20 protein-coding genes, 3 tRNA genes and 2 riboswitches are annotated in these 25,544 nt (G+C 65.1%); of the genes, 12 read left to right on the top strand and 11 right to left on the bottom strand.

The annotated features are described in order from the left end of the window. Positions 1-7: 7 nt before the first annotated feature. The 6 genes from cobW to GO308_RS16770 all read right to left on the bottom strand — a co-directional run bounded on the left by cobW (position 8) and on the right by GO308_RS16770 (position 7,328). Positions 8-1,045: a cobalamin biosynthesis protein CobW gene (gene cobW / locus GO308_RS16795; RefSeq protein WP_066653895.1), complete on the bottom strand. Its 1,038-nt coding sequence runs from the start codon at positions 1,043-1,045 to the stop codon at positions 8-10. 181 nt (positions 1,046-1,226) lie between these two features. Further along, a riboswitch (cobalamin riboswitch) is annotated at positions 1,227-1,455 on the bottom strand. 29 nt (positions 1,456-1,484) lie between these two features. Further along, complete coding sequence (locus GO308_RS16790; RefSeq protein ID WP_129926376.1) at positions 1,485-1,916, bottom strand: hypothetical protein; 432 nt, start codon at positions 1,914-1,916, stop codon at positions 1,485-1,487. A gap of 79 nt (positions 1,917-1,995) precedes the next feature. After that, the gene (locus GO308_RS16785; protein WP_066653898.1) at positions 1,996-3,042 is read right to left on the bottom strand and encodes a HoxN/HupN/NixA family nickel/cobalt transporter; all 1,047 of its coding nucleotides are present in this window, start codon (positions 3,040-3,042) and stop codon (positions 1,996-1,998) included. Positions 3,043-3,123: 81 nt separating this feature from the next. Beyond that, positions 3,124-5,160, bottom strand: a complete 2,037-nt coding sequence (locus GO308_RS16780) for a TonB-dependent receptor (protein WP_082730635.1) — start codon at positions 5,158-5,160, stop codon at positions 3,124-3,126. Positions 5,161-5,332: 172 nt separating this feature from the next. Continuing rightward, a riboswitch (cobalamin riboswitch) is annotated at positions 5,333-5,569 on the bottom strand. A gap of 275 nt (positions 5,570-5,844) precedes the next feature. Next, a complete protein-coding gene (locus GO308_RS16775) occupies positions 5,845-7,083 on the bottom strand; it encodes an integrase arm-type DNA-binding domain-containing protein (RefSeq protein WP_066653811.1) in 1,239 nt (412 codons plus the stop codon). A gap of 158 nt (positions 7,084-7,241) precedes the next feature. Beyond that, positions 7,242-7,328: transfer RNA gene (locus GO308_RS16770), tRNA-Leu, on the bottom strand. A 254-nt stretch (positions 7,329-7,582) separates the two neighbouring features. Between GO308_RS16770 and GO308_RS16765 the strand changes: the two genes are divergently transcribed. The 5 genes from GO308_RS16765 to gltB all read left to right on the top strand — a co-directional run bounded on the left by GO308_RS16765 (position 7,583) and on the right by gltB (position 16,260). After that, entirely contained in the window at positions 7,583-8,518 is a 936-nt protein-coding gene (locus GO308_RS16765) for a complex I NDUFA9 subunit family protein (protein WP_240886249.1), read from the top strand. Between the two features lie 72 nt (positions 8,519-8,590). Then, a complete protein-coding gene (locus tag GO308_RS16760; protein WP_066481586.1) occupies positions 8,591-9,391 on the top strand; it encodes an undecaprenyl-diphosphate phosphatase in 801 nt (266 codons plus the stop codon). A 161-nt stretch (positions 9,392-9,552) separates the two neighbouring features. Next, entirely contained in the window at positions 9,553-11,004 is a 1,452-nt protein-coding gene (locus GO308_RS16755; RefSeq protein ID WP_240886248.1) for an NAD(P)-dependent oxidoreductase, read from the top strand. Further along, the gene (locus GO308_RS16750; protein WP_082731265.1) at positions 11,001-11,690 is read left to right on the top strand and encodes a DUF2059 domain-containing protein; all 690 of its coding nucleotides are present in this window, start codon (positions 11,001-11,003) and stop codon (positions 11,688-11,690) included. Before GO308_RS16755 ends, GO308_RS16750 begins: the two co-directional genes overlap by 4 nt. A gap of 31 nt (positions 11,691-11,721) precedes the next feature. Next, positions 11,722-16,260 carry a glutamate synthase large subunit gene (gene gltB, locus GO308_RS16745; RefSeq protein ID WP_240886247.1) on the top strand — a complete coding sequence of 1,513 codons (4,539 nt, stop codon included), beginning with the start codon at positions 11,722-11,724 and terminating at the stop codon, positions 16,258-16,260. 270 nt (positions 16,261-16,530) lie between these two features. Here gltB and GO308_RS16740 read toward each other — a convergent pair. The 3 genes from GO308_RS16740 to rpsA form a co-directional block, all read right to left on the bottom strand. Further along, positions 16,531-16,615: transfer RNA gene (locus GO308_RS16740), tRNA-Leu, on the bottom strand. A gap of 77 nt (positions 16,616-16,692) precedes the next feature. Then, positions 16,693-16,971 carry an integration host factor subunit beta gene (locus GO308_RS16735; protein WP_082731267.1) on the bottom strand — a complete coding sequence of 93 codons (279 nt, stop codon included), beginning with the start codon at positions 16,969-16,971 and terminating at the stop codon, positions 16,693-16,695. Between the two features lie 173 nt (positions 16,972-17,144). Next, positions 17,145-18,857, bottom strand: a complete 1,713-nt coding sequence (gene rpsA / locus GO308_RS16730) for a 30S ribosomal protein S1 (protein WP_066481579.1) — start codon at positions 18,855-18,857, stop codon at positions 17,145-17,147. 346 nt (positions 18,858-19,203) lie between these two features. Between rpsA and GO308_RS16725 the strand changes: the two genes are divergently transcribed. After that, positions 19,204-19,548: a PilZ domain-containing protein gene (locus GO308_RS16725; protein WP_082731264.1), complete on the top strand. Its 345-nt coding sequence runs from the start codon at positions 19,204-19,206 to the stop codon at positions 19,546-19,548. Between the two features lie 8 nt (positions 19,549-19,556). On the opposite strand, the gene cmk is transcribed toward GO308_RS16725, so the two are convergent. Both cmk and aroA read right to left on the bottom strand, forming a co-directional pair. Then, positions 19,557-20,222, bottom strand: coding sequence for a (d)CMP kinase (cmk, locus tag GO308_RS16720; RefSeq protein WP_066481568.1), 666 nt, complete (start codon positions 20,220-20,222; stop codon positions 19,557-19,559). A 41-nt stretch (positions 20,223-20,263) separates the two neighbouring features. Then, the gene (gene aroA / locus GO308_RS16715) at positions 20,264-21,565 is read right to left on the bottom strand and encodes a 3-phosphoshikimate 1-carboxyvinyltransferase (RefSeq protein WP_231726241.1); all 1,302 of its coding nucleotides are present in this window, start codon (positions 21,563-21,565) and stop codon (positions 20,264-20,266) included. 130 nt (positions 21,566-21,695) lie between these two features. Here aroA and GO308_RS16710 point away from each other — a divergent pair, with 130 nt between their 5' ends. The 6 genes from GO308_RS16710 (at position 21,696) to GO308_RS16685 (ending at position 25,541) form a co-directional block, all read left to right on the top strand. Continuing rightward, entirely contained in the window at positions 21,696-22,016 is a 321-nt protein-coding gene (locus tag GO308_RS16710; protein WP_240886246.1) for a TIGR02300 family protein, read from the top strand. 95 nt (positions 22,017-22,111) lie between these two features. Beyond that, positions 22,112-22,187 (top strand) — tRNA-Ala (locus tag GO308_RS16705). Positions 22,188-22,420: 233 nt separating this feature from the next. Further along, positions 22,421-23,416, top strand: coding sequence for an SPFH domain-containing protein (locus GO308_RS16700; RefSeq protein WP_066481563.1), 996 nt, complete (start codon positions 22,421-22,423; stop codon positions 23,414-23,416). A 46-nt stretch (positions 23,417-23,462) separates the two neighbouring features. Continuing rightward, a complete protein-coding gene (locus GO308_RS16695; protein ID WP_240886245.1) occupies positions 23,463-24,095 on the top strand; it encodes a DUF4178 domain-containing protein in 633 nt (210 codons plus the stop codon). After that, positions 24,088-25,392, top strand: a complete 1,305-nt coding sequence (locus GO308_RS16690) for a DUF4178 domain-containing protein (protein WP_240886244.1) — start codon at positions 24,088-24,090, stop codon at positions 25,390-25,392. Before GO308_RS16695 ends, GO308_RS16690 begins: the two co-directional genes overlap by 8 nt. Beyond that, positions 25,392-25,541 (top strand): hypothetical protein, encoded by a 150-nt coding sequence (locus GO308_RS16685; protein ID WP_197417213.1) that lies wholly within the window; start codon positions 25,392-25,394, stop codon positions 25,539-25,541. The genes GO308_RS16690 and GO308_RS16685 overlap by 1 nt, the downstream gene beginning before the upstream one ends. Positions 25,542-25,544: the final 3 nt, after the last annotated feature.

Here is a 25,544-nt window from a genome sequence, read left to right as displayed (position 1 = left end):
CCGCGCCTTACGCCAGCAGCACCGCGCGAATGGCGTCTGCATCGACATGATCGTGCTCGGCAATGGCGACCAGCGTGGTGCGGCGCGGCTCGTCAGGCCGCCACGGGCGGTCGTACTGGTGGCGCACCCGCGCGCCTACCGCCTGCACCAGCAGCCGCATCGGCTTGCCCGCAACGGCGGCATAGCCCTTCACGCGCAGGATATGGTGATCGCGCGCCAGCGTTTCGATCCGCGCCACAAGCACTGCCGGATCGGCGATCTCGCCCCATGCGATGACGGTGCTGTCAAAGTCGTCGTGCTCGTGGTCGTCATCTCCATCATGGTGCGATGGGCGCGCGGCGATGTCGTCCTCGGCAGCGGCATCAAGGCCCAGAACCACGCGCGGATCGACCACGCCTTCGGTCAGTTCGATCACCGGAACCGGGCGACTAAGCTCCGCCGCGATGATCGCGCGCGCTGCGGCGACACCTTCCGGACCTGCCAGATCAACCTTGGTCAGCAGAATCATGTCGGCGCAGGCAAGCTGGTCCTCGAACACTTCCGAAAGCGGCGTCTCATGATCGATGCTGGGATCGGCGGCGCGCTGGGCGTCAAGCGCGGCCACATCGGGCGCGAACCGGCCTGCCGCCACCGCTTCGGCATCGGCCAGCGCCAGCACACCGTCCACGGTGATCCGGCTACGAATCGCGGGCCAGTCAAACGCCTTGAGCAGCGGCTTGGGCAAGGCCAGACCCGATGTCTCGATCAGGATGTGATCCGGGCGCGGATCAAGCGCCAGCAGCTTTTCCACCGTGGGGATGAAGTCATCCGCCACGGTGCAGCAGATGCAGCCATTGGCCAGTTCTACGATGTTTTCCGCCGGGCAATCCGGAATGGCGCAAGATTCCAGAATCTGGCCATCCACGCCCAGCGAGCCGAATTCGTTGACCACCACCGCCAGCCTGCGCCCGCCCGCATTGCGGATCAAATGGCTGATGAGCGTGGTTTTCCCCGCGCCCAGAAAGCCCGTAATGATGGTGACAGGCACCTTTGACAGGTCGGCCACAAGCAATTCCTCCGCGCGCCAGAGCGACAAACGGCGGGGCTTGCCGGACAAGTCCGGTCGGCGCATCGCAACGGGCAGGCGCGATGAAGCACCCGTTACCACGCGGCCGTGCAGCCCCAGCCGCACAGCTTCGTCGCTCAGACGGAGAGTTACCGTGCCGTGACCATCCCCTGGATCAGGCAAGAGCGACCGGTGCGCCGGCAGGTCTCCTGGCTCGCGGGTCACAGCTTGATGCACGCCTTCCCAGACTTTGCGCCAAAGCGCTGTCCAGTGGCAGCTCCTGTGTTCAGGAGCATGTGCATCGCGCTATCCGCTTACAGTTGCAGGGACAGCCACGGATTTGGGAGCAAGCTCCCGCACCGCATTCCCGATTAAGCCCCTTGCGGGGCACCGGCGCGATCATTGAAGGGCGGGTTGCCCCGGTCCTTCGCCGCGCGCTCTAGACGAAAATGCCAGCCAAGCCAATTGAAGTTGTTGCTTCATCCTCTTTACGCCATCGCCTTATCTCGGATGGGTTGGCTGCCAGGCGCTCGATCGCATCGCAGGGATAAGTCCAGAGCGTTATTTCGGTTACGCCTTTTCTGATCCTGGAAGCCCCCGATAGGGCCAAGCGGCCGTCCTTGGCCCACCGTGTTCGCTCGCGGGACGTGATGCAGAGAATATCCTCGACCTGCCGTTGACTGACAGGCTTGCACGCTATCCGGAAAAGCCGTTTCCGTATGGCATCGACGAGATCTTCCGCAGCCTGCCTTGAATTCGGATCAAAGACACAACTTTTTCTGGATTTAACGAATGTTCCGTTGGAACGAGCCATCAGCATCCGGATCGCCGCGTCGCGCTCGCCGTGATGTACGCGAAGCCCGAGCGGCATTCGGACATCAAGATCGATTGAGACGGTGCAGGACTGGTCATCGTGGCTGAGTATGACGCAACGATCCACGCAGTGACGGTCAGGCAACGACCGAAACCTCGATTTCATCGAACCGCTTCCAGCGATAGATCGCGTAACTCGCCAGCCAGCAGAACACGAAAAGACCGATGATGGCGAAGCCCAGACCATTGAAATTTTCGCCCAGTTCAGCGGCGACCCGCCATGGCCTACCCGTAAGGGCCAGCTTGTCGCCAATCAGGGCCAGCGTTTCGATTCCACCAATGACAATCGCCACGATGGCCGAGATCAGGGTAATGGTGATGTTGTAGTAGAGCTTGCGGATCGGCTTCACGAAGGCCCATTCATAAGCGCCCAGCATCACCACGCCGTCCGCCGTATCGATGAGGGCCATACCGACCGCGAACAGGGCGGGCAGGACCAGGATTGTCCCGATCGACAGGCCATCGGCGGCCTGGCTGGCCGACATGCCCAGAATGGCAACTTCGGTTGCTGTATCGAACCCAAGCCCGAACAGAAACCCCAGCGGGGCCATATGCCAGCTTTTGTTCACGAGGCGGAACATCGGCCTGAACAGTCTGGAAAGCAGACCGCGCCCACCCAATAGCAGATCAAGATCGTCCTCGGCATAGCTGCCGCCTGCACGAGCATGGGCAAAAGTCCGCCAGACAGAGCGCAGGATGACCAGGTTCATGCCGGCGATCGTGAACAGGAAAAGCGCGGAAATCACGGTTGCAATCACGCCACCGATTTCCTTGAAAGCGCCAAACTGCGACAGCGCGCTGGCCGTCACCGCAATGATGATCGATGCTATGGCAATGATTCCGGAATGCCCGATCGCGAACCAGAATCCGACCGAAACCGGACGCTGCCCGTCCTGCATCAGCTTGCGGGTCACATTGTCGATCGCCGCAATATGATCGGCATCAACCGCGTGACGCAGGCCCAGCCCCCAGGCAAGCACGGCGGTGCCGAGCATCAACGGCTGTGCATGAAACAGGCTGAATGCCCAGACCCAGACGCCAATGTTGGCGGCGATCAATCCGGCAAACAAGGCACCAATTCGTCGGCGCAGAGACAGGGACGGCAGTGTCTTCGTGAGGGGCATGATTGGCTCGGCGATTGAGGAATGAACAAACGAAGGACGGTGCCGCAGACGTGCCGCAGCGCCGCCCATCAAGGGATTTCGCTAGAAATTGACCTTTGCGCCAATCCTCACAGTTCGAGGCTCGACCACGCGGCTCAACCGGCCTTCCACCGGAGCACCTGCATCAAAGGCGGGGATGTAGGACTCGTAATAATAGGCGATGTCCTTGTCTCGGCTGTCGAAGATGTTCAGCACTTCTCCAAATATCTCGACCTTCTTGCCCTTCCACGCGGCTCGGGCATTCATGACCGTGCTGCCCCGATCCCGGACACTGTTGTCCTCGACAAGCGGAGAAGGTCCAAGGTGGCGCACCCGAATGCTGGCTTCCCAGGGATCAAGAATGATGGCGGCACCTGCTGAAGCCGCGTTCTCGAATGCATTGGGGATGTGATCGCCATTGTCGAAGCGCGCATGGCTGGCGGTATAGTTTCCATCAAGCGCAAGCCAAGGGAACGGCCGCCAGAAGGCGACGATTTCATAGCCATGACGCCCACTGGCACCCGACGGTTCAACAGCATTGGAATCGCCAATGAAACGAAGTTCGCTGCCGACATGCAGCCACCAGTAAGTCGCGGTTAACGTGACCCCTGAGAATTGAATGCGTCCTCCCAGTTCCTTGCCAATGCCGCGAACCAGAACGGGAACAGGCGTGTCCCTGTTGACCGCACCCCGAACATCATTGGAATGGAATCCACGGCCCCAGTTGGCGTAGAGTTCAAGATGCGGCGTAACCTGATAGGCGATTGACGCCTTGGGAGAGAGAATCGACGCTGAGCCACTGCCTTCGCCCAGCGACGCCGCAACAGAATCTCGTGCACGCACGGAATAGTGATAATAGTCCCCGCGAAGACCACCTGTCACACGCAGTCCCGCCAAGGGTTTCCAAGCGACTTCGCCGTAGAGCGCGGAAGACAATTCCCCGACCCGGTAGTGCCCGAGTGACGCAAGAAATGCGCGGGCAGCCGTTCGATCGACACCAACATTCCCGACGGCGTCGTATCTGTTTTCGGTGCCAAGGCTCACAGCCAGACTGTCAGCGATTTCCCAATGTTTTTGTGCGGACAGCCCGAGGACCCAACGCCGGTCGAACTGCTTGATCTGCGCGCTTGTGCTATCCGGATCGGTGTAAGTGGGGTTCGAGAACATCGACCAGTCATAAAACTGGGCATAGACATTGGCGCGCCATGTCGGTTGCTTGACCGCGATGTTAGCCACCAGGCGCGTCGTCTCACCCCGCGCGGAAGGATCTGGAGAGCAGAACACATCCGCACACAACGCCGTGCCGATAATGCGCTCGGGGATTTGCTCGGTTGGGTGCCATGTCGCCCGGTAGGCATGGAGAGATGCCTCCAATGTGCCCGCACCGGTCGGCATCCTATATTTCGCGAACCCCGAGTAGTGGCGCAGACGTTCAGGTTCCTGCCACGGTCCGTCATAGGTCTTGGCCTGGGCGACAAGCGTGAGGTCTCCAGCACCCAGGTCGTGCAATGTTCCGCCCGCAGCGACGCGGCGCCAACCATATGATCCAGCCTCGGCCGATGCCCATGGCCGGTCATAACCCTTGATGGTCGTCATATAGGCTGCTCCCGCCAGAGCGAAATCACCGCCATCGGCGCGGTAGGGCCCTTTACGAAAATCCTCCCGGCCCACGATCTCCGGAATGAGCCCGTTGAGGTCGAGATAGCCATGACCATGTCCGTGGGTACGAAAGTTCATCTGCACATCATCGATATAAGTACTGAAGTCAGACCCATGGTCGAGGTTGAAACCGCGCAGGAAATACTGGTTGGCTTTGCCGCTCCCCGAATGCTGGGCTGCAACCAGCCCCGGCACCGCTTCCAGCAGTTCGGCCACGCGGAGAAGAGGCCGCACGAGGAGATCGGCCCCTCCGACGCTTCCTTCGCTCGCTGATTTGGCAGTGCCGATCATGGCCTCACCGCGACCGAAAACCACAATGTCGTTGTCTGCCACGACTGCATCCGCGCTTGTTTGCGATCCCTTTTCAGAGGTTTCGGCAAAGGCCGGTGTTCCGATACAGATCAGCGGAAGTGCGCTGCTGGTAGTAATGGTCTTGATCACGAAATAGTCCCCCGGCGTCTTGCGACGTGGCCGGGGCATACCCGCGCGAACGGGCGACACGCGCGGCGACCGGACGCCATGGGTGGCCGACGCACGTCTCCGATGCGACCCCAGCCGCTCGTTCGTCGCTCAGACGGAGTTCACCGTGCCGCAGCCATCCTCTGGACCAAGGCAAGAGCGACCAGACGCCGGCAGGTCTCCTGGCTCACGGGTCACAGCTTGATGCACGCCTTCCCAGACCTCGCATGATTTAGCGTCCGGCCCAGTGGCTGCCCCTTCAAATGAGGAGCGATGTACATCGCGCTATCCGCTTACAGTTGCAGAGACAGCCACGGATTTGGAAGCAAGCTTCCGCACCGCATTCCCGATTAAGCCCCTTGCGGGGGGCACCGGCGCGATCAATGAAAGCCGGAATGATCCGGTTCTCGATCCCTCGTCTAACTGAAGTGATCGGAAAAGCCAATAACGCTTGGAGCAGGGATTGAATCAACGATTACTGCATCCCGCGCCACCATTGCCATTGGCACGGCCAGAGCGCACCAACCGCGCGCACTCGATTTGAATGGCGGGTTTTCACTGAACCTATCGTTGGCCATCGGACTCCTGTACGACCGGAAGTGGTCGAATCCAGACGTATGGAGGCGGCACTATCTGCGGGTCGGTTCGGCCTGAGCCTGCGCCGCCTTATCCAGAAATCGCGGCGCTAGGCGGCTTGCGGAAACTGCCTTGCAGGATCTTCGCGCCTGACCGGAGCTGGTCGAGATAGTCGGACCAGCTTTTCATCATGGCCAGCCGCTCTTCCCAATGCTCGCCACGCGCATAGGCTCGGCGGACGTCATCGGTCTCGGCATGGCCAAGCTGTCGTTCGATGGCGTCGGGATTCCAGTGGCCCTGCTCGTTCAGCAACGTGCTGGCCATGGCGCGGAAGCCGTGGGCGGTCATCGTCTTGCTGTCGAACCCCATGCGCCGCAGGGCGAGATTGATCGTGTTTTCGCACATGGGACGATCCCGTTTGCCTTGGGCCGGGAAGAGGTAACGGCGGTTGCCGCTGATCTCGCGCAGTTCCTCCAGGATGGCGAGCACCTGCCGGGTCAGCGGCACGCGGTGGGCGACGCGCATCTTGGTTTTCTCGGCGGGGATGGTCCAGACATTCTTGGTCAGGTCAAATTCGGTCCATTCGGCGTGCCTGAGCTCGCCAGGACGCACGAAGACGTGAGGGGCGATGCGAAGGGCTGCATGGGTGACTGGATAGCCCGAATAGGCGTCTATTGCCCGAAGTAGCACACCTGCCTCCATCGGGGAGGTAATGGCCGCCCGATGCGTGACTTTGGGCACAGTAATCGCGCCGCGCAGGTCTGCCGAAATGTCGCGGTCGGCGCGTCCGGTGGCGATGGCATAGCGGAAGACCTGCCCGCAGGTGCTGCGCAGCCGTCGCGCTGTCTCATAGTGGCCGCGCTTTTCAACCGCGCGCAAGACCGCCAGCAATTCGGGCGCTTTGATCTCACCAATCTTGCGTGCGCCGATTATGGGGTGGGCGAACTCCAGTAGCCATTTCAGCTTGCCCAAGGTAACTTCCGCGCGGCCTTCCCGGCGGGCTTTGTCGAGCCATTCCTCGGCAACGGCCTGAAAGCTGTTCACGTTGGCCAGCGGCCCGGTAATCTTGTCGATCTTGCGCTTGGCCGACGGGTTCATGCCATCGGCAATCTGCTTCTTGATTTCCAGCCGCTTGGCCCGCGCCTCAGCCAGTGAAACGGTGGGATAGACCCCAAGGGCTGCGGTGGCCCGCTTTTCCCCGAAACGATAATCAACCCGCCAGCACCGCTGACCGGCTTTTGTGACGAGCAGGTATAACCCGCCCCCGTCAGAAAGCTTGTAGGGCTTCTCGCGTGCAATTGCCTTTCGGACGGCCAGATCGGTAAGCATGACGCCACCTTTTTGTCGGTTTCGATACCGTCAAAAATACCGTCGGATACCGTCAATTGCAACGAATTTGACCGGATGCGGGTGGACGCGCAAGCCGTCAAAAACCTTTGATTTTGGGGACTTCTCCGGACATTTATGGACATGTCCGGAGGAAGCGATGGTGCCCAGAAGAGGACTCGAACCTCCACGCCCTTGCGAGCGCCAGCACCTGAAGCTGGTGCGTCTACCAATTCCGCCATCTGGGCACGGGGTAGGAGGCGCGACCTAGGGGGGGCGAATACGGATGTCAACCGGCTTGATTGGGGGTCGGTATGGAAAAACGCCGCCAGGCCCGCGGGGTCGCTCGGGCGAGGCGTGCACCCGCCCCCGCCCTGCCCGCCCGGCCTTTGCGGCGCGCCTACGTAGCGCCTGCGGCGCGTCGCGACTTGCCGTTTGGCGCGACAGACGGCAAGGGCGATGCGGTAAAGCCATCAGCCCATTGCGGGGACCGAGGACAGGAATGACCGACCAACTCATCACGCTGTTCGGTGGCGGCGGATTTCTGGGCCGCTATGTCGCGCAGGACCTGTTGCGCGCCGGGCATCGCGTGCGCGTCGCCCAGCGCGACCCGCGATCCGCGCTGTTCCTGAAAACGCAGGGCGCAGTCGGCCAGACCCAGTTCGTCGCGACCGACCTGACCCGTGCGGACAGCGTCGCGCGCGCGCTCGCCGGGGCGGACGGCGTCGTCAACCTGGTCGGCATCCTGAACGGCCGGTTCGACGCGGTTCAGCGCCAGGGCGCGGAGAATGTCGCGCGCGCTGCGGCGGCGGCCGGATGCGGCGCGCTGGTCCATATCTCCGCGATCGGGGCGGATGCACGATCGGCGTCGGCCTATGGCCGGTCGAAGGGCGAGGGCGAGGCCGCAGTGCGTGCGGCTTTCCCCGCCGCCACGATCCTGCGCCCGTCGATCGTGTTCGGACGTGAAGACCAGTTCATCAACCGGTTCGCGGGGCTGATCGCGACCGCGCCGGTCGTGCCGGTGCTGAAGCCGGACACGCGCTTTCAGCCGGTCTATGTCGGCGATGTCGCGGCCGCTGCGGTCGCGGCGCTGGCCGATCCCGGCGCCTATGGCGGCAAGACGTTCGAGCTGGGCGGTCCCGACGTGATCACGATGGGCGCGCTGGTGCGATGGATCAACGACGAAACGGGGCGCGGGCGTGTGATCGTCGATCTGCCCGACGCGGCCGGCGCGGCGATCGCGTCGCTGGGCTTCCTGCCGGGCGCACCGATCACGAAGGACCAGTGGCGGATGCTGCAGGCCGACAATGTCGTTTCGCCGCAGGCCGAGGGCATCCGGGCGTTCGGCATCGATCCCACGCCGATGTCGGCGGTGGCGCCCGCCTATCTGGTGCAGTATCGCAAGCATGGCCGGTTCGCCGCGCGCGTCGGCAACTGACCCCGCCCCCTGCCCGTTCGACCCGCCGCCGATCGGTGCGGGGGTCGTTGCCGCACCGACCGGAGCCCCTGAATGCACGACCTGCTGACCGTCATCCTGCTCGGCATTCTGGAGGGGCTGACCGAATTTCTGCCGGTATCGTCGACCGGGCACCTGATCCTGGCGGGCGAGTTGCTGGGATTTACCGGCGAAGGTTCGGCGACGTTCAAGATCGCGATCCAGCTCGGCGCGATCCTGGCGGTGATCGTCGTTTACTGGCGGCGATTCTGGGATGTCGGCACGGGCCTGATCGCATGGCGGCGACCCGACGTGATGTTCACGCGCAACATCCTGCTCGGTTTCGCCCCCGCGCTCGTGATCGGCGTGCTGGTCTATGACGCGGTGCGTGCGGCGCTGGAAAGGCCGGTCATCGTCGCCGTCGCGCTGATCGTCGGCGGGGTGCTGATCCTGGCCATCGAGCGCATGGTCAAACGGGTGCGGTTCGAGGCCGTCGAAGCAATGCCGTTCGGCACCGCGCTGTCGATCGGCATCGTGCAGTGCCTTGCGATGCTGCCCGGCGTCAGCCGTTCGGGCGCGACGATCATGGGCGCGCTGCTGATGGGGGTCGAGCGGCGCACCGCGGCCGAGTTCAGCTTCTTTCTGGCGGTACCGACGATGGCGGCGGCGACCGCTTATGCGCTGTGGAAAGACCGCGCGCTGCTCAGTCTCGACGATCTGGGCGCGATTGCGATCGGCTTCGGCGCGGCGTTCGTGACCGCCCTGATCGTGGTTAGAATATTCGTCGCCATTGTCGGGCGTTACGGGTTCGCGCCCTTTGCCTGGTACCGCATCGTGGTGGGCGCAACCGCATTGGTCTGGCTGCTCCAACGTTAAAGGTCCGCTTCGGGCCTTTGTTGTCGAATATGGAATGACAACGATCCCGAGATTAGGGGATACCGCAAGATATAGGTAAGTATAGCTGATATATTGGTCGTTTTTTGCGTGACTCCCGCGCATTGTGAAGCTAAATGGCGCGCGAAACCCGGGATCAAGTCATGGCCAGTGAAAAGCTCCTCCAGTTCGTCGATCGGGCACAGGCCTATCCGCCCAAGCGCGACGCAGGGCACCGCGCGAGCGATTTCCGCGAGATTGCCGAACGCTACGCGCCGCCCAGCGCGGAGGAGCAGGCGGGACGCTGTTCGCAATGCGGCGTGCCCTATTGCTCGGTCCACTGCCCGCTGCAGAACCATATCCCCGACTGGTTGCGCCTGACCGCGGAGGGTCGGCTGCGCGAGGCCTATGCGCTGAGCAATTCGACCTCGACCATGCCCGAGATTTGCGGGCGCATCTGTCCGCAGGACCGGCTGTGCGAGGGCAATTGCGTGATCGAATTCACCGGCCATGGCGCGGTGACGATCGGGTCGGTGGAAAAGTTCATCACTGATACCGCCTGGGAACAGGGCTGGGTCGAGCCGCTGGTGCCCGGTCGCCCGCGCGGGCAGTCGGTAGGCATCATCGGCGCGGGACCGGCGGGACTGAGCGCGGCGGAATATCTGCGCGTCATGGGCTATGACGTCCATGTCTATGACCGCTATGATCGCGCCGGCGGGCTGCTGACCTATGGCATTCCCGGTTTCAAGCTGGAAAAGCACGTGGTCACTCGCCGGGTCGAGCGGCTGGTCGCCGGCGGCATCGTCTTCCATGCCAATTTCGAGGTCGGGCGCGACGCGAGCCTGGAGGCGCTGCGTCAGCAGCACGACGCGGTGCTGATCGCGACCGGGGTCTACAAGCCGCGCGAGATCAAGGCACCCGGCGTGGGGGCCGGCGGCGTGGTCGAGGCGCTCGACTATCTAACCGCGTCCAATCGCAAGGGGTTCGGCGACGCGGTGCCGGCGTTCGACGACGGCAGCCTGAATGCCGCGGGCAAGCATGTCGTGGTGATCGGCGGCGGCGACACCGCGATGGATTGCGTGCGCACCGCGGTCCGCCAGGGCGCGAAGTCGGTCAAGTGCCTGTACCGCCGCGACCGCGCCAACATGCCCGGCAGCCAGCGCGAAGTCGCCAATGCGGAAGAGGAAGGCGTCGAGTTCGTCTGGCTCTCCGCGCCCGAAGGCTTCACCGGCGGCGGCCAGGTCAATGGCGTGCGCGCCGCGCGGATGCGGCTGGGCGCACCCGACGCCAGCGGCCGCCGCGCACCCGAGCCCGAGCCGGACAGCCAGTTCACGCTGGACGCCGACCTGGTCATCAAGGCGCTCGGCTATGATGCGGAGGATTTACCGAGCCTGTTCGGATCGGGTGAGCTGGGCGTCACCCGCTGGGGCACGGTGCGCGTCGACCAGCGCACGATGATGACCAGCCTGGACGGCGTGTTCGCCGCCGGCGACATCGTGCGCGGCGCCAGCCTGGTCGTCTGGGCGATCCGCGATGGGCGGGACGTCAGCGACAAAATGCACGCTTTTCTGAAGGTGAAGGCACGGACGGCGGAAGCCGAGCAGGTGGCGGCATGATTTGGCCAACGACGCTAATCACGGTTGCTTTGATCCAAAGCACCTCGACGCCCGTTCAAAGTTCGACAGCGCCGGCAAGCTCATTGAGCGAGGATCAAGCCGTCTATAGTGAGCTCGTCGGCTATATCGCCGCTGAGGCCGACATCCTGTCATCAGGGGCTGCCAATTTCGAGGCATCTTTCAACAAGGGCTTGGCTGCTAATGGCGGTGAAGCGCTCGAAGCACGGTTCCCTGGGATCACGAAAGTCGTAGGGACTGCGGGCAAGAACGAAACGCTCGCCATATTGCGCGAAGGATACCCCGAAATTCGCGGGATCATCCTTGCCGAGTTGAGGAAGAACCTGACCCCACAAGAGGCGCGGGACGCCAACAGATTTTATGGCTCGCCGACTGGCCAGAAGCTTATCCGCGCTGGGGTCGCCGGGGCGCGTGGCAGCAGCTTTGATGCGATTTCGACCTCGGGGCAGCAGAGCGCCGTCGCGGCGATGGGGCCTGAGGATCAACCCGCGCTCCTTCAATTTGCAGGCACCAGCGCGTTCAAAAAGATCGCGGTGCTTGGGCCGCCACTGCAGAGAATGTCAGCTGACTGGGCCACTGCTTTGATCGCCAAGTCCGACGCAAGACTGAAAGCGGTCGTTCAAGCGGCAATGAACGCGCACCTTTCGAAATTGCGATCGAAAAAGTGAACTACATGAAGCGGCTTAGCAGCAGGAAGTTATGACCGAAGTAGTCAATCATCTTGGCTTTGAACGTGCCCGTCTGGCGCGCGAGGGCATGTATCGTCCCGAGTTCGAAGGCGATGCGTGCGGCGTCGGCCTGGTCGCGGCCACCGATGGCCGGGCGTCGCGGCGCGTCGTGCGATCCGCCATCGATGCGTTGCGCGCGGTGTGGCATCGCGGCGCCGTCGACGCGGACGGCCGCACCGGCGACGGCGCGGGGCTGCATGTCGATCTGCCGTTGCGCTTCTTCGACGATGCGATCGTCAATTCGGGGCACAAGGTGCTGCCCAACCGGCTGGCAGTCGGCATGGTGTTCCTGCCACGCACCGACCTGGGCGCGCAGGAGACGTGCCGAACGATCGTCGAGAGCGAGATCATCGACGCGGGCTACACCATCTACGGCTGGCGCCAGGTGCCGGTCGATGTCTCGGTGATCGGCCAGAAGGCGCAGGCGACCCGGCCCGAGATCGAGCAGATCATGATCGCCGGCCCGATGCCCGACGAGGTGAGCGCGGCGGAGTTCGAGAAGAACCTCTACCTTGTCCGCCGGCGCATCGAGCGCCAGGTGATCGCCGCGCAGATCAGCGGCTTTTACGTCTGCTCGCTGTCGTGCCGCTCGATCATCTACAAGGGGCTGTTCCTGGCCGAGAGCCTGTCGGATTTCTATCCCGACCTGAACGACGACCGTTTCGAAAGCCGCGTCGCGATCTTTCACCAGCGTTATTCGACCAACACCTTTCCGCAATGGTGGCTGGCGCAGCCGTTCCGCTGTCTCGCGCATAATGGCGAAATCAATACGATCCGCGGCAACAAGAACTGGATGAAGAGCCACGAGATCAAGATGGCCTCGATCGCGTTTGGTGAACGCAGCGAGGACATCAAGCCGGTGATTCCCGCGGGCGCGAGCGACACCGCCGCGCTGGACGCGGTGTTCGAGGCGATCTGTCGTTCGGGTCGCGACGCGCCGACCGCCAAGCTGATGCTGGTGCCCGAAGCATGGCAGGGGCGCAGCGACCTGCCGCCCGATCATCGCGCGATGTACGAGTATCTGGCGAGCGTGATGGAGCCATGGGACGGCCCGGCCGCGCTTGCGATGACCGATGGCCGCTGGGCGGTTGCCGGCACCGACCGCAACGCGCTGCGCCCGCTGCGCTACACGCGGACGAGCGACGGGCTGCTGATCGTCGGTTCGGAAGCTGGCATGGTCGTCGTGCCCGAGGCGAGCGTGATCGAGAAGGGCCGCCTCGGCCCCGGCCAGATGATCGCGGTCGATCTGGATCAGGGCGTGCTGTTCGCCGATCGCGCGATCAAGGACAAGCTGGCGGGCGAGGCCGATTATCCGGCCATGATCGGAAAGTTTCTGACGATCGCCGACCTGCCCGATGTGGCGGGCGCTGCCGATGGCGGCTATGACCGCGCTGACCTGGCGCGGCGGCAGGTCGCGGCGGGCCAGACGCTGGAGGACATGGAGCTGATCCTGTCGCCGATGGTCGAAAGCGCCAAGGAAGCGGTGGGCTCGATGGGCGACGATACGCCGCTCGCCGTTATCAGCGACAAGCCGCGGATCATCAGCCAGTTCTTTCGCCAGAATTTCAGCCAGGTGACGAACCCGCCGATCGACAGCCTGCGCGAGCGTCACGTCATGTCGCTCAAGACCCGCTTCGGCAATCTGGCCAACATCCTGGACGACGAACCGCGCGCCAATCCGGTGCTGGTGCTCGACAGCCCGGTGCTGACCAACCGGGAATGGCATCGGTTGAAAGGCTATTTCGGCGCGACCGCCGCTGACATCGACTGCACCTTCCCCGCCGGCAGCGGCCCCGAAGGGCTGCGCGCCGCGATCGCCCGCATCCGCGCCCAGGCCGAACAGGCGGTGCGCGAGGGCCGCAGCGAGCTGTTCCTGACCGACGAGGCGATCTGTGCGGAGCAGGTCGGCATTCCCGGCGTGCTCGCCGCGGCGGCGGTGCACACGCACCTCGTGCGCAAGGGGCTGCGCTCCTATGCCAGCGTCAACGTTCGCGCCGCCGAATGCCTCGACACGCATTACTATGCGGTGCTGATCGGGGTCGGCGCGACGACGGTCAACGCCTATCTGTCCGAAGCCGCCATCGTCGACCGCCAGGCACGCGGGCTGTTCGGCGACCTGTCGATCGAACAATGCCTGGAACGGCATCGCACCGCGATCAAGGAAGGGCTGCTCAAGATCATGTCGAAGATGGGGATCGCGGTGATCTCCAGCTATCGCGGCGGCTATAATTTCGAGGCGGTGGGCCTCAGCCGCGCCCTGGTCAACGACCTGTTTCCCGGCATGCCGGCGAAGATCTCGGGCGAGGGCTATGCCTCGCTCTACGTCAATGCCAGCGAGCGTCACGAGGCCGCGTTCGACAAATCGGTGGTGACGTTGCCGATCGGCGGCTTCTATCGCCAGCGCGCGGGCGGGGAGGCGCACGCCTATTCGGCACAGCTGATGCACCTGCTGCAGACCGCGGTCGGCACCGACAGCTATTCGACCTATCTGCAGTTTTCGCGCGGAGTGCGCGAGCTGCCGCCCATCTATCTGCGCGATCTGCTCGAGTTCAACTTCCCCGCGGAGGGGATGGCGATCGACCAGGTCGAGGCGATCACCGAGATCCGCAAGCGTTTCGTGACGCCGGGCATGAGCCTGGGCGCGCTGAGCCCGGAGGCGCACGAGACGCTGGCGATCGCAATGAACCGGATCGGGGCGAAGGCGGTGTCGGGCGAGGGTGGCGAGGACCGCATCCGGTACCAGCCGTACGAAAACGGCGACAACGCCAATTCGGTCATCAAGCAAGTCGCATCGGGGCGGTTCGGCGTCACCGCCGAATATCTCAACGCGTGCGAGGAGATCGAGATCAAGGTGGCGCAGGGCGCGAAGCCCGGCGAAGGCGGGCAGCTGCCCGGGTTCAAGGTCACCGAGTTCATCGCGCGACTGAGGCATTCGACGCCGGGCGTCACGCTGATCTCCCCCCCGCCCCATCACGACATCTATTCGATCGAGGACCTGGCGCAGCTCATCTACGACCTGAAGCAGATCAACCCGCGCGCACGGGTGTGCGTGAAGCTGGTCAGCTCGGCGGGCATCGGCACGGTCGCGGCGGGCGTCGCCAAGGCGCATGCCGACGTCATCCTGGTCTCCGGCCATGTCGGCGGTACCGGGGCCAGCCCCCAGACGAGCATCAAATATGCCGGCACGCCGTGGGAAATGGGGCTGAGCGAAGTCAACCAGACGCTGACACTCAACGGCCTGCGCGGGCGGGTGAAGCTGCGCACCGATGGCGGCTTGAAGACCGGGCGCGACATCGTCATCGCCGCCATCCTGGGCGCGGAGGAGTTCGGCATCGGCACGCTCAGCCTGGTGGCGATGGGCTGCATCATGGTGCGCCAGTGCCACTCCAACACCTGCCCGGTCGGCGTGTGCACGCAAGACGACAAGCTGCGCCAGAAATTCGTCGGCACGCCCGAAAAGGTCATCAACCTGATGACCTTCATCGCCGAGGAAGTGCGTGAGATTCTCGCGCGGCTGGGCGTGCGCTCGCTCGACGAGGTGATCGGGCGGACCGAGCTGTTGAAGCAAGTCTCGCGCGGGGCCGAGCATCTCGACGATCTCGATCTCAACCCGATCCTGGCCAAGGTCGACGCACCCGATGTCGAGCGCAAGTTCAGCCTGTCGACCTTCCGAAACGAGGTGCCCGACAGCCTGGACGCGCAGATGATCCGCGATGCCGCCGCGGTATTCTCGCGCGGGGAAAAGATGCAGCTCACCTATTCGGTGCGCAACACGCACCGCGCGGTCGGCACGCGACTGTCGAGCGAGGTGACGCGCACCTTCGGCATGGACAAGCTCGCCGACGGGCACATCCATGTCCGGCTGCGCGGCAGCGCTGGCCAGTCGCTCGGCGCGTTCCTGTGCCGCGGCATCACGCTCGAGGTGTTCGGCGATGCCAATGATTATGTCGGCAAGGGGCTGTCGGGCGGCACGATCGTGGTGCGGCCGATGGTGTCCTCGCCGCTCGCCAGCCAGGACAACACGATCGTCGGCAACACCGTGCTTTATGGCGCGACCACCGGCCGGCTGTTCGCCGCCGGTCAGGCGGGTGAGCGTTTCGCCGTGCGCAATTCGGGTGCCCAGGTCGTGGTCGAAGGGTGCGGCGCCAATGGCTGCGAGTACATGACCGGCGGGATCGCGGTCGTGCTCGGACGGGTCGGCGTCAATTTCGGCGCGGGGATGACCGGCGGCATGGCGTTCGTCCTCGACAGCGACAACAGCTTTGCGCGGCTCGCCAATCCCGAAAGCATCACGTGGCAACGCATCGCGTCGGCGCACTGGGCAGGGATATTGCGCGACCTGATCGAGCAGCATCATCGCGCGACGGACAGCAAATGGTCGGGCGGACTGCTCGAGGACTGGGACCGGGTGATCGGCCAGTTCTGGCAGGTGGTGCCAAAGGAAATGCTGACCCGGCTGGAATATCCGCTGGCCGATCGCGCCGACGTCGATCTGGTGGCCGCGGAATAGTCTCACGCGCGTCCACGCGCTACGCGAGGCTTGACCGGAGCGACTGAGCGACCTTGGCCCCGGATTTGCCGTCGCCCCGGGTCTGATCCGGGGTCACGTTTCTTCTCGCGCCGGATCAGGCAGCGAAACCCGGCACAAAGCCGGGGTGACGGGGGCAGGCTGGCTGTGTTTTGCGCCGGTATCCATGCCGATCAGTCGCTCGGGGTGCGCGTTCGATGATTTGCGATCATCCGCTGTGCCTGCCGCGCCGCGACAGCTCGATCAGGCGACTGGTGCGGACGGCGGGACTTGAACCCGCACTGGTTGCCCAAGCGGATTTTAAGTCCGCTGCGTCTACCGATTTCGCCACGTCCGCGTGCCGCACGCGCTGCGATGCCATAGCGGGCGGCGTTGCGCGAGCGGGTTTCGCGGTCACGCGGAACGGTCGGCGCCTCACATGTTGAGGCGCAGGCGCATTTCCTTGCCGGGCTTGAAATAGGGGACGCGCTTGGCGTCGACCGACACCGTCTCACCGGTGCGCGGATTGCGGCCGACCCGCGCATCGCGCGCGCGGGTGGAGAACGCGCCGAAGCCGCGCAGTTCGACGCGCCCTTCGGCGGTCAGCCGGCTGGTGATTTCATCGAAAAAGATCGTGACGACCTGCTCGACCTCACGCAACGACAATTCAGGATTGTCGTTGGCGAGCATCTGAACGAGTTCCGAACGGATCATGTTATGCCCCACGGCCATGCGGTGAAAAAATGTACGCGAAAACAACATCGCCGTCATTCTTCTCGGGCTGTCGCATGATAAGCTGGTTTCTTGATCTGAATCAAGCTGGCTTTCGGGGCAGGTGACCAAAATCGAGGCGCGGCGGGACCCGAAGGCCCCGCCGCGGTCTCGAATCAACGCTGTTCGTTGCGCGCCTTCAGGGCCTCGCCCAGAATGTCGCCGAGCGACGCGCCCGAGTCGGACGAGCCGTACTGGGCGACCGCCTGCTTCTCTTCGGCGATCTGCATCGCCTTGATCGAGAAGGTCGGCTTCTTCGAGCGATCGACCCCGGTGACCATCGCGTCGAACTTCTGGCCGACCTGGAAGCGCTCGGGGCGCTGCTCGTCGCGGTCGCGCCCAAGGTCGGTGCGCTTGATGAAGCCGGTCGCGCCGTCTTCGCCCGCCTGAACCTCAAGCCCGGCGTCGCGGACTTCGAGTACGGTGACGGTGACGATGGCGTTCTTGTTGAGCCGCTCGCCGGTCGCCGCCGCGCCGCCGACCGACGGACCGCCGCGCTCGAGCTGCTTCATGCCAAGCGAGATGCGCTCCTTGTCGGGCTCGATCGCCAGCACGACCGCCTGGACGGTCTCGCCCTTGCGATGCAGGTTGAGCGCGTCCTCGCCCGAGATGCCCCAGGCGATGTCCGACATGTGCACCATGCCGTCGACGTCGCCGTCCAGGCCGATGAACAGGCCGAATTCGGTCGCGTTCTTGACTTCGCCCTCGACGGTCGAACCGACCGGATGCTCCTCCGCGAACTTTTCCCACGGATTCGCCTGAGCCTGCTTGAGGCCCAGCGAGATGCGGCGCTTGTCCTCGTCGACCTCGAGCACGACGACATCGACTTCCTGGCTGGTCGACACGATCTTGCCGGGATGGACGTTCTTCTTGGTCCAGCTCATTTCGCTGACATGGACCAGGCCTTCGATGCCGGCCTCCAGCTCGACGAATGCACCATATTCGGTGATGTTGGTGACGCGGCCCGACAGCTTGGCGCCGACAGGATACTTGGCGATCGCGCCGTCCCAGGGATCGCTTTCCAGCTGCTTCATGCCCAGCGAGATGCGCTGGGTGTCGCGGTTGATGCGGATGATCTGGACGCGGACGGTCTGGCCGATTTCCAGGGCCTCGGAGGGGTGGTTGACGCGCTTGTAGGACAGGTCGGTGACGTGCAGCAGGCCGTCGATGCCACCCAGGTCGACGAACGCGCCGTAATCGGTGATGTTCTTGACCACGCCGTCGATCACCTGGCCTTCGGTCAGGCTGAGGATCAGGCCCGAACGCTGCTCGGCGCGGGTTTCCTCGAGCACCGCGCGGCGGGAGACGACGATGTTGCCGCGCTTGCGATCCATCTTCAGGATCTGGAAGGGCTGCGGAATGTCCATCAGCGGGGTGACGTCGCGCACGGGGCGGATGTCGACCTGGCTGCCGGGCAGGAAGGCGACGGCGCCGTTCAGGTCGACGGTGAAGCCGCCCTTGACGCGGCCGAAGATGACACCCTCGACGCGGGCGGTCTTGGCGAATTCGGTTTCCAGCTTGTCCCACGCGGCTTCGCGGCGGGCGCGGTCGCGGCTCAGCATCGCTTCGCCGTTCGCATTCTCGACGCGGTCGACATAGACCTCGACTTCGTCGCCGACCTTCAATTCGGCCTTCTGGCCGGGCGCGGCGAATTCGCGCAGCGGCACGCGGCCTTCGGACTTCAGCCCGACGTCGATGACCGCCAGGTCGTTTTCGATGCCGGTGACGGTGCCGATGACGACGCGGCCTTCAAAGCTGTCGGCGGTGCCGAGCGTCTGTTCGAGAAGTGCTGCGAAATCATCGCGGCTGGGATTTGCCGAAGTGGCCATAGAGCGTGAGATCCTGTTCGTTCGTTTCCGGCCGGCCGGTTGTCTCCGGCGGTCTTGGTGGCCGATTTGCCCCACCGGCCCCATGCCGATACGGCATCCGCGCGACCGGGCGTGCCGAAGGAGATTTGCGCCCGAAAAAGCGAAAAAGGGCGCGAGAGAATCATGTTCTCCGCGCCTCCCCGACCGCGAGCACCCGCTCGTCAGACGCGCGGCGCATAACGCAACCGCCGCGCAAAGGCAAGGTGATGCGGGCAACTCCCGCTGCGCGCCATCCATCCTGCCGAAACATAACGAAAATGTCACGGATGGAAACGGCCGGTTAACCCTAAGTCGCTAAGCTTCCCGCATGGCGAGCGTAGATGAGCCTAGCGAGCGGGAACCGCGTGCCTCGGTGATCCTGCGTGCCGTGACCGTGGTCGCGGGGCGCGGAATGATCGGCGACCTGCGCGTGCGCAACCTGTCCGCGCACGGTGCCTGCCTTGACCATGAGGACGCTTTGAAGCCGGGCGATCGCCTGGCGATCGACATGGGACAGGTGACCGGCCTCACCGCCACGGTGATGTGGGCCAATGCACGCCAGGCGGGCGTCCAGTTCGATCAGCAGGTCGATATCGAACAGGCGCGCAAACCGCGCAATGCCACCCCGGCGGTCCGTACGGGATGGGTGGCCGACCTGCGTTCGCCCTACTGAACGCCGCTTCAGGACGCCGGCCGCTGCCCTGACCCGGTGGGCGCGACGCTGGCGCCGACCCGCTTCGCCTCGACGATGGCGATGGCGCGCTGGATCGCCGCATCGATCGCGAGGAAGCTGGTGTCGAGGACGACCGCGTCCGCGGCCGCGACCAGCGGGGCGGTCGCACGGCGGCTGTCACGTTCGTCGCGCGCGCGGATGTCGGCGAGCACGCGGTCCAGGCTGACGCTCGATCCCATAGCGCGCAGGTCGCCCAGGCGACGCTGGGCGCGGATCATCGGCGTCGCCCGCACGAACAGCTTGGCGTCGGCATCCGGCGCGATCACCGTTCCGATGTCGCGCCCGTCGAGCACCGCGCCGCCCGGTTGCGCGGCAAACCGCCGCTGGCGCTGGAGCAGCGCCGAGCGCACCAGCGGATGCGCCGACACGATCGAGGCCGCGCGTCCGACCTCCTCACCGCGCAGCGCCGGGTCGTCGAACAGCCGATCGTCGAAATCGCAGGCGGCGACCGCGTCGGCCTCCTTCTCCGGGTCGAGCTCCTCACGCAGAACGGTGGCCGCGACCGCGCGATACAGCAGCCCGGTGTCGAGATGCGGCAAGCCATAGTGGCGCGCGAGCGCGCGGGCGATCGTCCCCTTGCCCGACGCAGCCGGGCCATCGACGGCGATGATCATGCGACGATAGGTCCGGTTGTCATGTCGACGGCAGCGAACACTCAACCGGCCAGCAGGTCAAGCGTATCGAAAAACGCTGGATAGCTGGTGGCGACGGGTGCCACGTCATCGATCGTCAGCGGCGCGCGGCACGCCAGCCCCGCGACCGTCATCGCCATCGCGATACGATGATCCAGTTTCGATTCGATCGTACCGCCCCCGGGCAGCGGATCGCCACCCGTGCCGGTGATCGCCAGGCCATCGGGAAACTCCTCGATTCGCGCGCCCGCGGCGGTCAGCGCCGTCGCCATGGCGGCAATGCGATCCGATTCCTTGACGCGCAGCTCCTCCGCCCCGCGCGCGACCGTCCGCCCCGCGGCAAGGGCGGCGGCGACGAACAGCACCGGATATTCGTCGATCATGCTGGGCGCGAGTTCGGGCGGCACCTCGATCGCGCGCAGCGGCGCATGGCGGACGCGCAGGTCCGCGACCGGCTCGCCACCGACGACCCGCGCGTCCTGCGCGTCGATCGACGCCCCCATCGCCCGGAGCGCGGTCACGATGCCGGTGCGCGTCGCGTTCATGCCGACATTGCCGATGACGATGTCGGACCCGGGCACGATCGAGCCCGCGACCAGCCAGAATGCCGCCGAGGACGGATCGCCCGGCACGGTGATCGTCTGGGGGGCCAGTTCGGCCTCGCCGGTGATCGAGATGATGCGGCCCGCCGGACCGGGCTCGATCGTCACCTGCGCGCCGAAGCCGGCGAGCATCCGCTCGCTATGGTCGCGCGTCGCCACCGGCTCGATCACGCGCGTGATGCCCGGCGTGTTGAGCCCGGCAAGCAGCACCGCCGACTTGACCTGGGCGGAGGCGACGGGCAGCCGGTATTCGATCGGCACCGCGGGACAGATGCCCCGCACCATCAGCGGCAGCCGGCCGCCCGGCGATGCGGCGATGTCGGCGCCCATTCGGGTCAGCGGATCGATGACGCGTGCCATCGGCCGCGCCGACAGCGATGCGTCGCCGATAAAGGTCGCGGTGATCGGGTGCGCGGCGACCAGCCCCATCAGCAGCCGGGTCGACGTTCCCGAATTGCCCATGTCGAGCGCACCGGCCGGCTGGAGCAGCCCGCCGACACCGACGCCATCGACCACCCATTCGCCGTCGTCGCGGCGTTCGATCCGCGCGCCCATCGCGCGCAGCGCCGCGGCGGTCGCCAGCACGTCCTCGCCCTCCAGCAGGCCGCGGATGCGACTGGTGCCCACCGCGAGCGCGGAAAACATCAGGGCACGGTGGCTGATCGACTTGTCGCCCGGCACATGGAACGCGCCCTTCAGCGCGCCACGCGCGGCGATCGTCATCGGGCGGGAATGGGGGGAAGCGGACATGGGCAGCGGGCTTTTGACAGCGGCGTTGCGCTATGGCAAGGCGCGCCCCACTTTGCGGGGCCCGCCCTGCGATCATCGCATTCTTGAAAGGTAGAGGCGACACATGGTGAAGCCGGAATGGGGCACGAAGCGCACGTGCCCGAAATGTGCGACGCGTTTCTATGATCTGACGAAGGACGATCCGGTCACCTGCATCAATTGCGGCTACGCCTGGGAACCCGAGCCGATCCTGAAGTCGAAGCAGCCGCTGCCCTATGAAGCGGCGAAGAACCCGGCCGCGGTCGCGAAGACCGAGGATACGGACCTGGGTGACGACGAACTGGACATCGAGGCCGACGACGACACGCCCGCAGACGACGATGTCGACCTGGGCGGTGACGACGATCTGGGGGTCGAGGCACCCGAGGACGACGACGAAAGCTGATCGGGACTGAATTGCAGGCGTCAGCAGGCGCTTGCCAAAACCGCGTCGCTCGATTAGTGGGCGACGCCTTCCCGGGCTGCACCAGCCGGGACGATGGGGCCGTAGCTCAGCTGGGAGAGCGTCGCAATGGCATTGCGAAGGTCAGGGGTTCGATCCCCCTCGGCTCCACCATTCCACCGACAAGCGCGCTGAACGCCTGTTCCTGCCGGCAGGCGTTTTCAACGCCGCCTTTGGGCACCGGACGCGCGCCGGGGTGGCCGCGCACGGATCATCACGGCGTCGACAACCCGACGACATACCGCACAGCCGGGGCGCCCGCCGAAATCGCGCCATGCGGCGCGCTTTCGACTTTGAACGACGTGACGATGCCGCTACCCTTCACATTCCGATCCGGGAGGGGTGTGATGGGTATTTTCGATTTCCTGTCGAAGCAGTTTGTCGACGTCATCGACTGGGTCGAGGAGCCCGGCGTCCTGGCGATCCGCTATCCGATGCAGGATCGCGAGATCCAGAATGGCGGCCAGCTGACGGTGCGCGAGGGGCAGGTCGCGTTTTTCTATAACGAGGGGCAGATCGCCGATGCGTTCGGGCCGGGCCAGCACACGCTGGAAACCGCCAACCTGCCGCTGCTCACCGCCCTGCTCAACTGGGACAAGGGCTTCAAATCGCCGTTCAAGGCCGATGTGCTGTTCTTCACCCAGAAGGAGCAGACCGGGCTGAAATGGGGCACCGCCCAGCCGGTGACGGTGCGCGACAAGGAATTCGGCCCGCTGCGCATCCGCGCGTTCGGCGGCTATTCGTTCCGGATCGAGGACGTGCCGACCTTTCAGGCCAAGCTGATGGGCACGCTGGCGCAGGTCCGCGTCGAGGACATCGAGGATCAACTGCGCTCGGCGATCTCGACCCAGCTCGCCAGCGCGCTCGGCCAGTCGGAATTCGCCTTCGTCGACATGGCGGCGGACCAGGCGGCGATGTCGGCGCGGCTGCGCGATCTCGTCCAGCCCGCGTTCGCGCAATGGGGTCTGTCGTGCCAGACCTTCTTCGTCGAAAGCCTGTCGCTGCCCGAGGAAGTGCAGAAATATCTCGACAAGGCATCATCGATGCGAGTGGTCGGCGATCTCGACCGCTTCGTGAAGTTCCAGTCGGCCGATGCGATCGGCACGGCGGCGGCGCAGGAAGGCGGCATTGCCGGGCTGGGCGTCGGCGCGGGTGCCGGTATGGCGCTGGGCCAGGCGATGGCGGGCGCGCTGGGCGGCGGCGCGGCGGCTGGCGCGGGCGGATCGGCCAGCGACGACCCCTATGCCCAGATCGAAAAGCTCCACCGGTTGATGACCGCGGGCGCGATCACCCAAGCGGAGTTCGACACGAAGAAGGCCGAGCTGCTGGGCCGCATCCGCTGATCCTGCCGCAGTGCTGACGATCGATTGCCCCAATTGCGGCGCGCCGGTGACCTTTCGGTCGGCGGCGTTGCCGTCGCGGGTATGCGACAATTGCAAATCGATGCTGGTGCGCAGCGACGACGGCGTGGCGATCGCGGGCGTGCAGGCCGCGTTGCCCTTCGACGTCAGCCCGATCCGGATCGGCACCGCCGGCCGGTTCGGAGGCCGGTCCTTCGACGTGATCGGCCGGGTGCGCTGGGCGTGGAGCGACGGATCGTGGAACGAGTGGCTTTGCCTGTTCGGCGACGGTCGCACCGGATGGCTGGGCGAAGCGATGGGCGATTTCATGATGACCTTCGAGCGCCCGGTCGGTGACCTGCGCTCGCCCATGCTGCGCAGCATCGTTTCAGGAGCGGCGCCAATCGTCGGCGGGTCAGCCGAGATCGATGGCGAGGAAATGACGATCGCCGACGTGCGCGACGTGCAGTGCATCGCGGCCGAAGGCGAGCTGCCGTTCCGCGCGCCGCCGGGCTGGCGCATCCTGTCGATCGACCTCAAATCCGCCACAGGGCGGCTCGTCACGCTCCAGCGCGATGGCGACACGACCTCCTTCTATGACGGGCGCTATGTGACGCTGGCCGAACTGTCGCCACGCAACCTGCGCGCCATTCAGGGCTGGACGATGCCGCGCTATGACTGACGCGCCGGCCCCCGCCGCCACCGCGCTGACATGTCCCTCTTGCGGCGGCACCGTCACCTTGCGCGCGGCAGGCTATACCGTGACGGTGGCCTGCCAATATTGCGGCAGCATCCTCGATGTGTCGCAGCCGCAGGTGAAGCTCGTCACCGAGTGGCAGCGCGCCAGCGATCGCCTGCGCATCCCGATCGGCACGCGCGGCACGCTGCGCGGCGTCGAGTGGGAAATGATCGGCTATATGCGGCGCAGCGAGCGCGGCGCCTATCCGTGGGAAGAATATCTGCTGTTCAACCCGTATCACGGCTATCGCTGGCTGATCTACAATCGCGGGGGCTGGAGCCTGGGGCGCCAGCTGAACGTCGCGCCGACCGGCTACCGCGCGCCCGAGATCGATGGCCGGCCGATGGAGCCGTTCTTCGCCGATGGCGAAGCGCAGGTCGACGATGTGGTCGGCGAATTCTACTGGCGGGTGAAGCGCGGCGATACGGTGCGCACCGACGACTGGGTCGCACCCGGCTTCATGCTGTCGCGCGAAGCCGATGCCAGCGAGGTCAACTGGTCGCTGTCCGAACTGCTCGATCCCGACGAAGTGCCCGAGGCATTCGGCGTCGAGCGCAGCGGGCGCATCTGGCCGCCGCTGCCGCACCAGCCCTCGCCCGTGCTGCCCTGGCTGAAACAGGCCTTGATCGTCGCGGCGCTTGCGCTCGGCGTGATCCTGGTCGCCGGACTGCTCACCAGTGGCAGCACGCGGCTGGCGGCACAGCGCGCGCCGATCGCGTCGGACGGGTCCGATCAACAAGCGGTGATCGGCCCGATCGTCCTGACCCGCGCGCGCCAGCGCGTGAACGTGCGCGCAATCGTGCCTGATCTGTCGAACGGCTGGGTCGAGCTGGACTTTGCGCTGGTCAACCGCGCCGATCAGCGCGGCTATGGGGCCAGCAAGACCGCGGAGCGTTATTCCGGCCGCGATTCCGACGGTGACTGGAGCGAAGGCTCCCGGCGCAAATCGGCCAGCTTCGCCGCCGTTCCGGCGGGCACCTATGACCTGATCGTCGACTATCGCGCCGAACGCTGGCTGGGCGCGCAGTCGGCGGGCGACTGGCGGCTCGATTCCCAGGACCCGCAGATCGAGTTTGTCGTGAGCAGGCAGTCGGGGTCGGTCGGCAACGTCATCCTGGCACTGATCCTGATCGCGATACCCGTGCTGATCGGCGTGCTGCGTCACGCGTCGTTCGAGACCCGCCGCCGCGCCGAAAGCGACTTCGCGCCGACCGGCGATGACGAGGAAGACGACGACTGATGCGCGCGGGCACGTTCATCTTCGCCCTTTGGTGCATGGCCGTGATCGGCCTGTTCATGCTCGCGACCGGCTATGCCTGGTCGCCCTTCGCCGATGGTGGCCGCGCGGGACCGCGCCCCGTCGTCTTTTCCGGTCCGACACACAAATAAGGG

Source organism: Sphingomonas sp. SFZ2018-12 (assembly GCF_022496715.1).
Taxonomy (GTDB): domain Bacteria; phylum Pseudomonadota; class Alphaproteobacteria; order Sphingomonadales; family Sphingomonadaceae; genus Sphingomonas.
Note: the sequence above shows the minus strand (reverse complement) of the source record. Positions and strands in the feature narration are given on the sequence as shown.

Excerpts from the sequence above, each read along its gene's own strand:
- GO308_RS16785 (WP_066653898.1), bottom strand. The coding sequence starts at position 3,042 with ATGCCCCTCACGAAGACACTGCCGTCCCTGTCTCTGCGCCGACGAATT.
- GO308_RS16700 (WP_066481563.1), top strand. The coding sequence starts at position 22,421 with ATGGGTATTTTCGATTTCCTGTCGAAGCAGTTTGTCGACGTCATCGAC.
- GO308_RS16790 (WP_129926376.1), bottom strand. The coding sequence starts at position 1,916 with ATGCCGCTCGGGCTTCGCGTACATCACGGCGAGCGCGACGCGGCGATC.
- GO308_RS16725 (WP_082731264.1), top strand. The coding sequence starts at position 19,204 with ATGGCGAGCGTAGATGAGCCTAGCGAGCGGGAACCGCGTGCCTCGGTG.
- GO308_RS16750 (WP_082731265.1), top strand. The coding sequence starts at position 11,001 with ATGATTTGGCCAACGACGCTAATCACGGTTGCTTTGATCCAAAGCACC.
- GO308_RS16735 (WP_082731267.1), bottom strand. The coding sequence starts at position 16,971 with ATGATCCGTTCGGAACTCGTTCAGATGCTCGCCAACGACAATCCTGAA.
- aroA (WP_231726241.1), bottom strand. The coding sequence starts at position 21,565 with ATGACGATCGCCGCGCGTGGCGCGCTGAAGGGCGCGTTCCATGTGCCG.
- GO308_RS16690 (WP_240886244.1), top strand. The coding sequence starts at position 24,088 with ATGACTGACGCGCCGGCCCCCGCCGCCACCGCGCTGACATGTCCCTCT.
- rpsA (WP_066481579.1), bottom strand. The coding sequence starts at position 18,857 with ATGGCCACTTCGGCAAATCCCAGCCGCGATGATTTCGCAGCACTTCTC.
- GO308_RS16760 (WP_066481586.1), top strand. The coding sequence starts at position 8,591 with ATGCACGACCTGCTGACCGTCATCCTGCTCGGCATTCTGGAGGGGCTG.
- gltB (WP_240886247.1), top strand. The coding sequence starts at position 11,722 with ATGACCGAAGTAGTCAATCATCTTGGCTTTGAACGTGCCCGTCTGGCG.
- GO308_RS16710 (WP_240886246.1), top strand. The coding sequence starts at position 21,696 with ATGGTGAAGCCGGAATGGGGCACGAAGCGCACGTGCCCGAAATGTGCG.
- GO308_RS16775 (WP_066653811.1), bottom strand. The coding sequence starts at position 7,083 with ATGCTTACCGATCTGGCCGTCCGAAAGGCAATTGCACGCGAGAAGCCC.
- GO308_RS16765 (WP_240886249.1), top strand. The coding sequence starts at position 7,583 with ATGACCGACCAACTCATCACGCTGTTCGGTGGCGGCGGATTTCTGGGC.
- cmk (WP_066481568.1), bottom strand. The coding sequence starts at position 20,222 with ATGATCATCGCCGTCGATGGCCCGGCTGCGTCGGGCAAGGGGACGATC.
- GO308_RS16755 (WP_240886248.1), top strand. The coding sequence starts at position 9,553 with ATGGCCAGTGAAAAGCTCCTCCAGTTCGTCGATCGGGCACAGGCCTAT.
- GO308_RS16685 (WP_197417213.1), top strand. The coding sequence starts at position 25,392 with ATGCGCGCGGGCACGTTCATCTTCGCCCTTTGGTGCATGGCCGTGATC.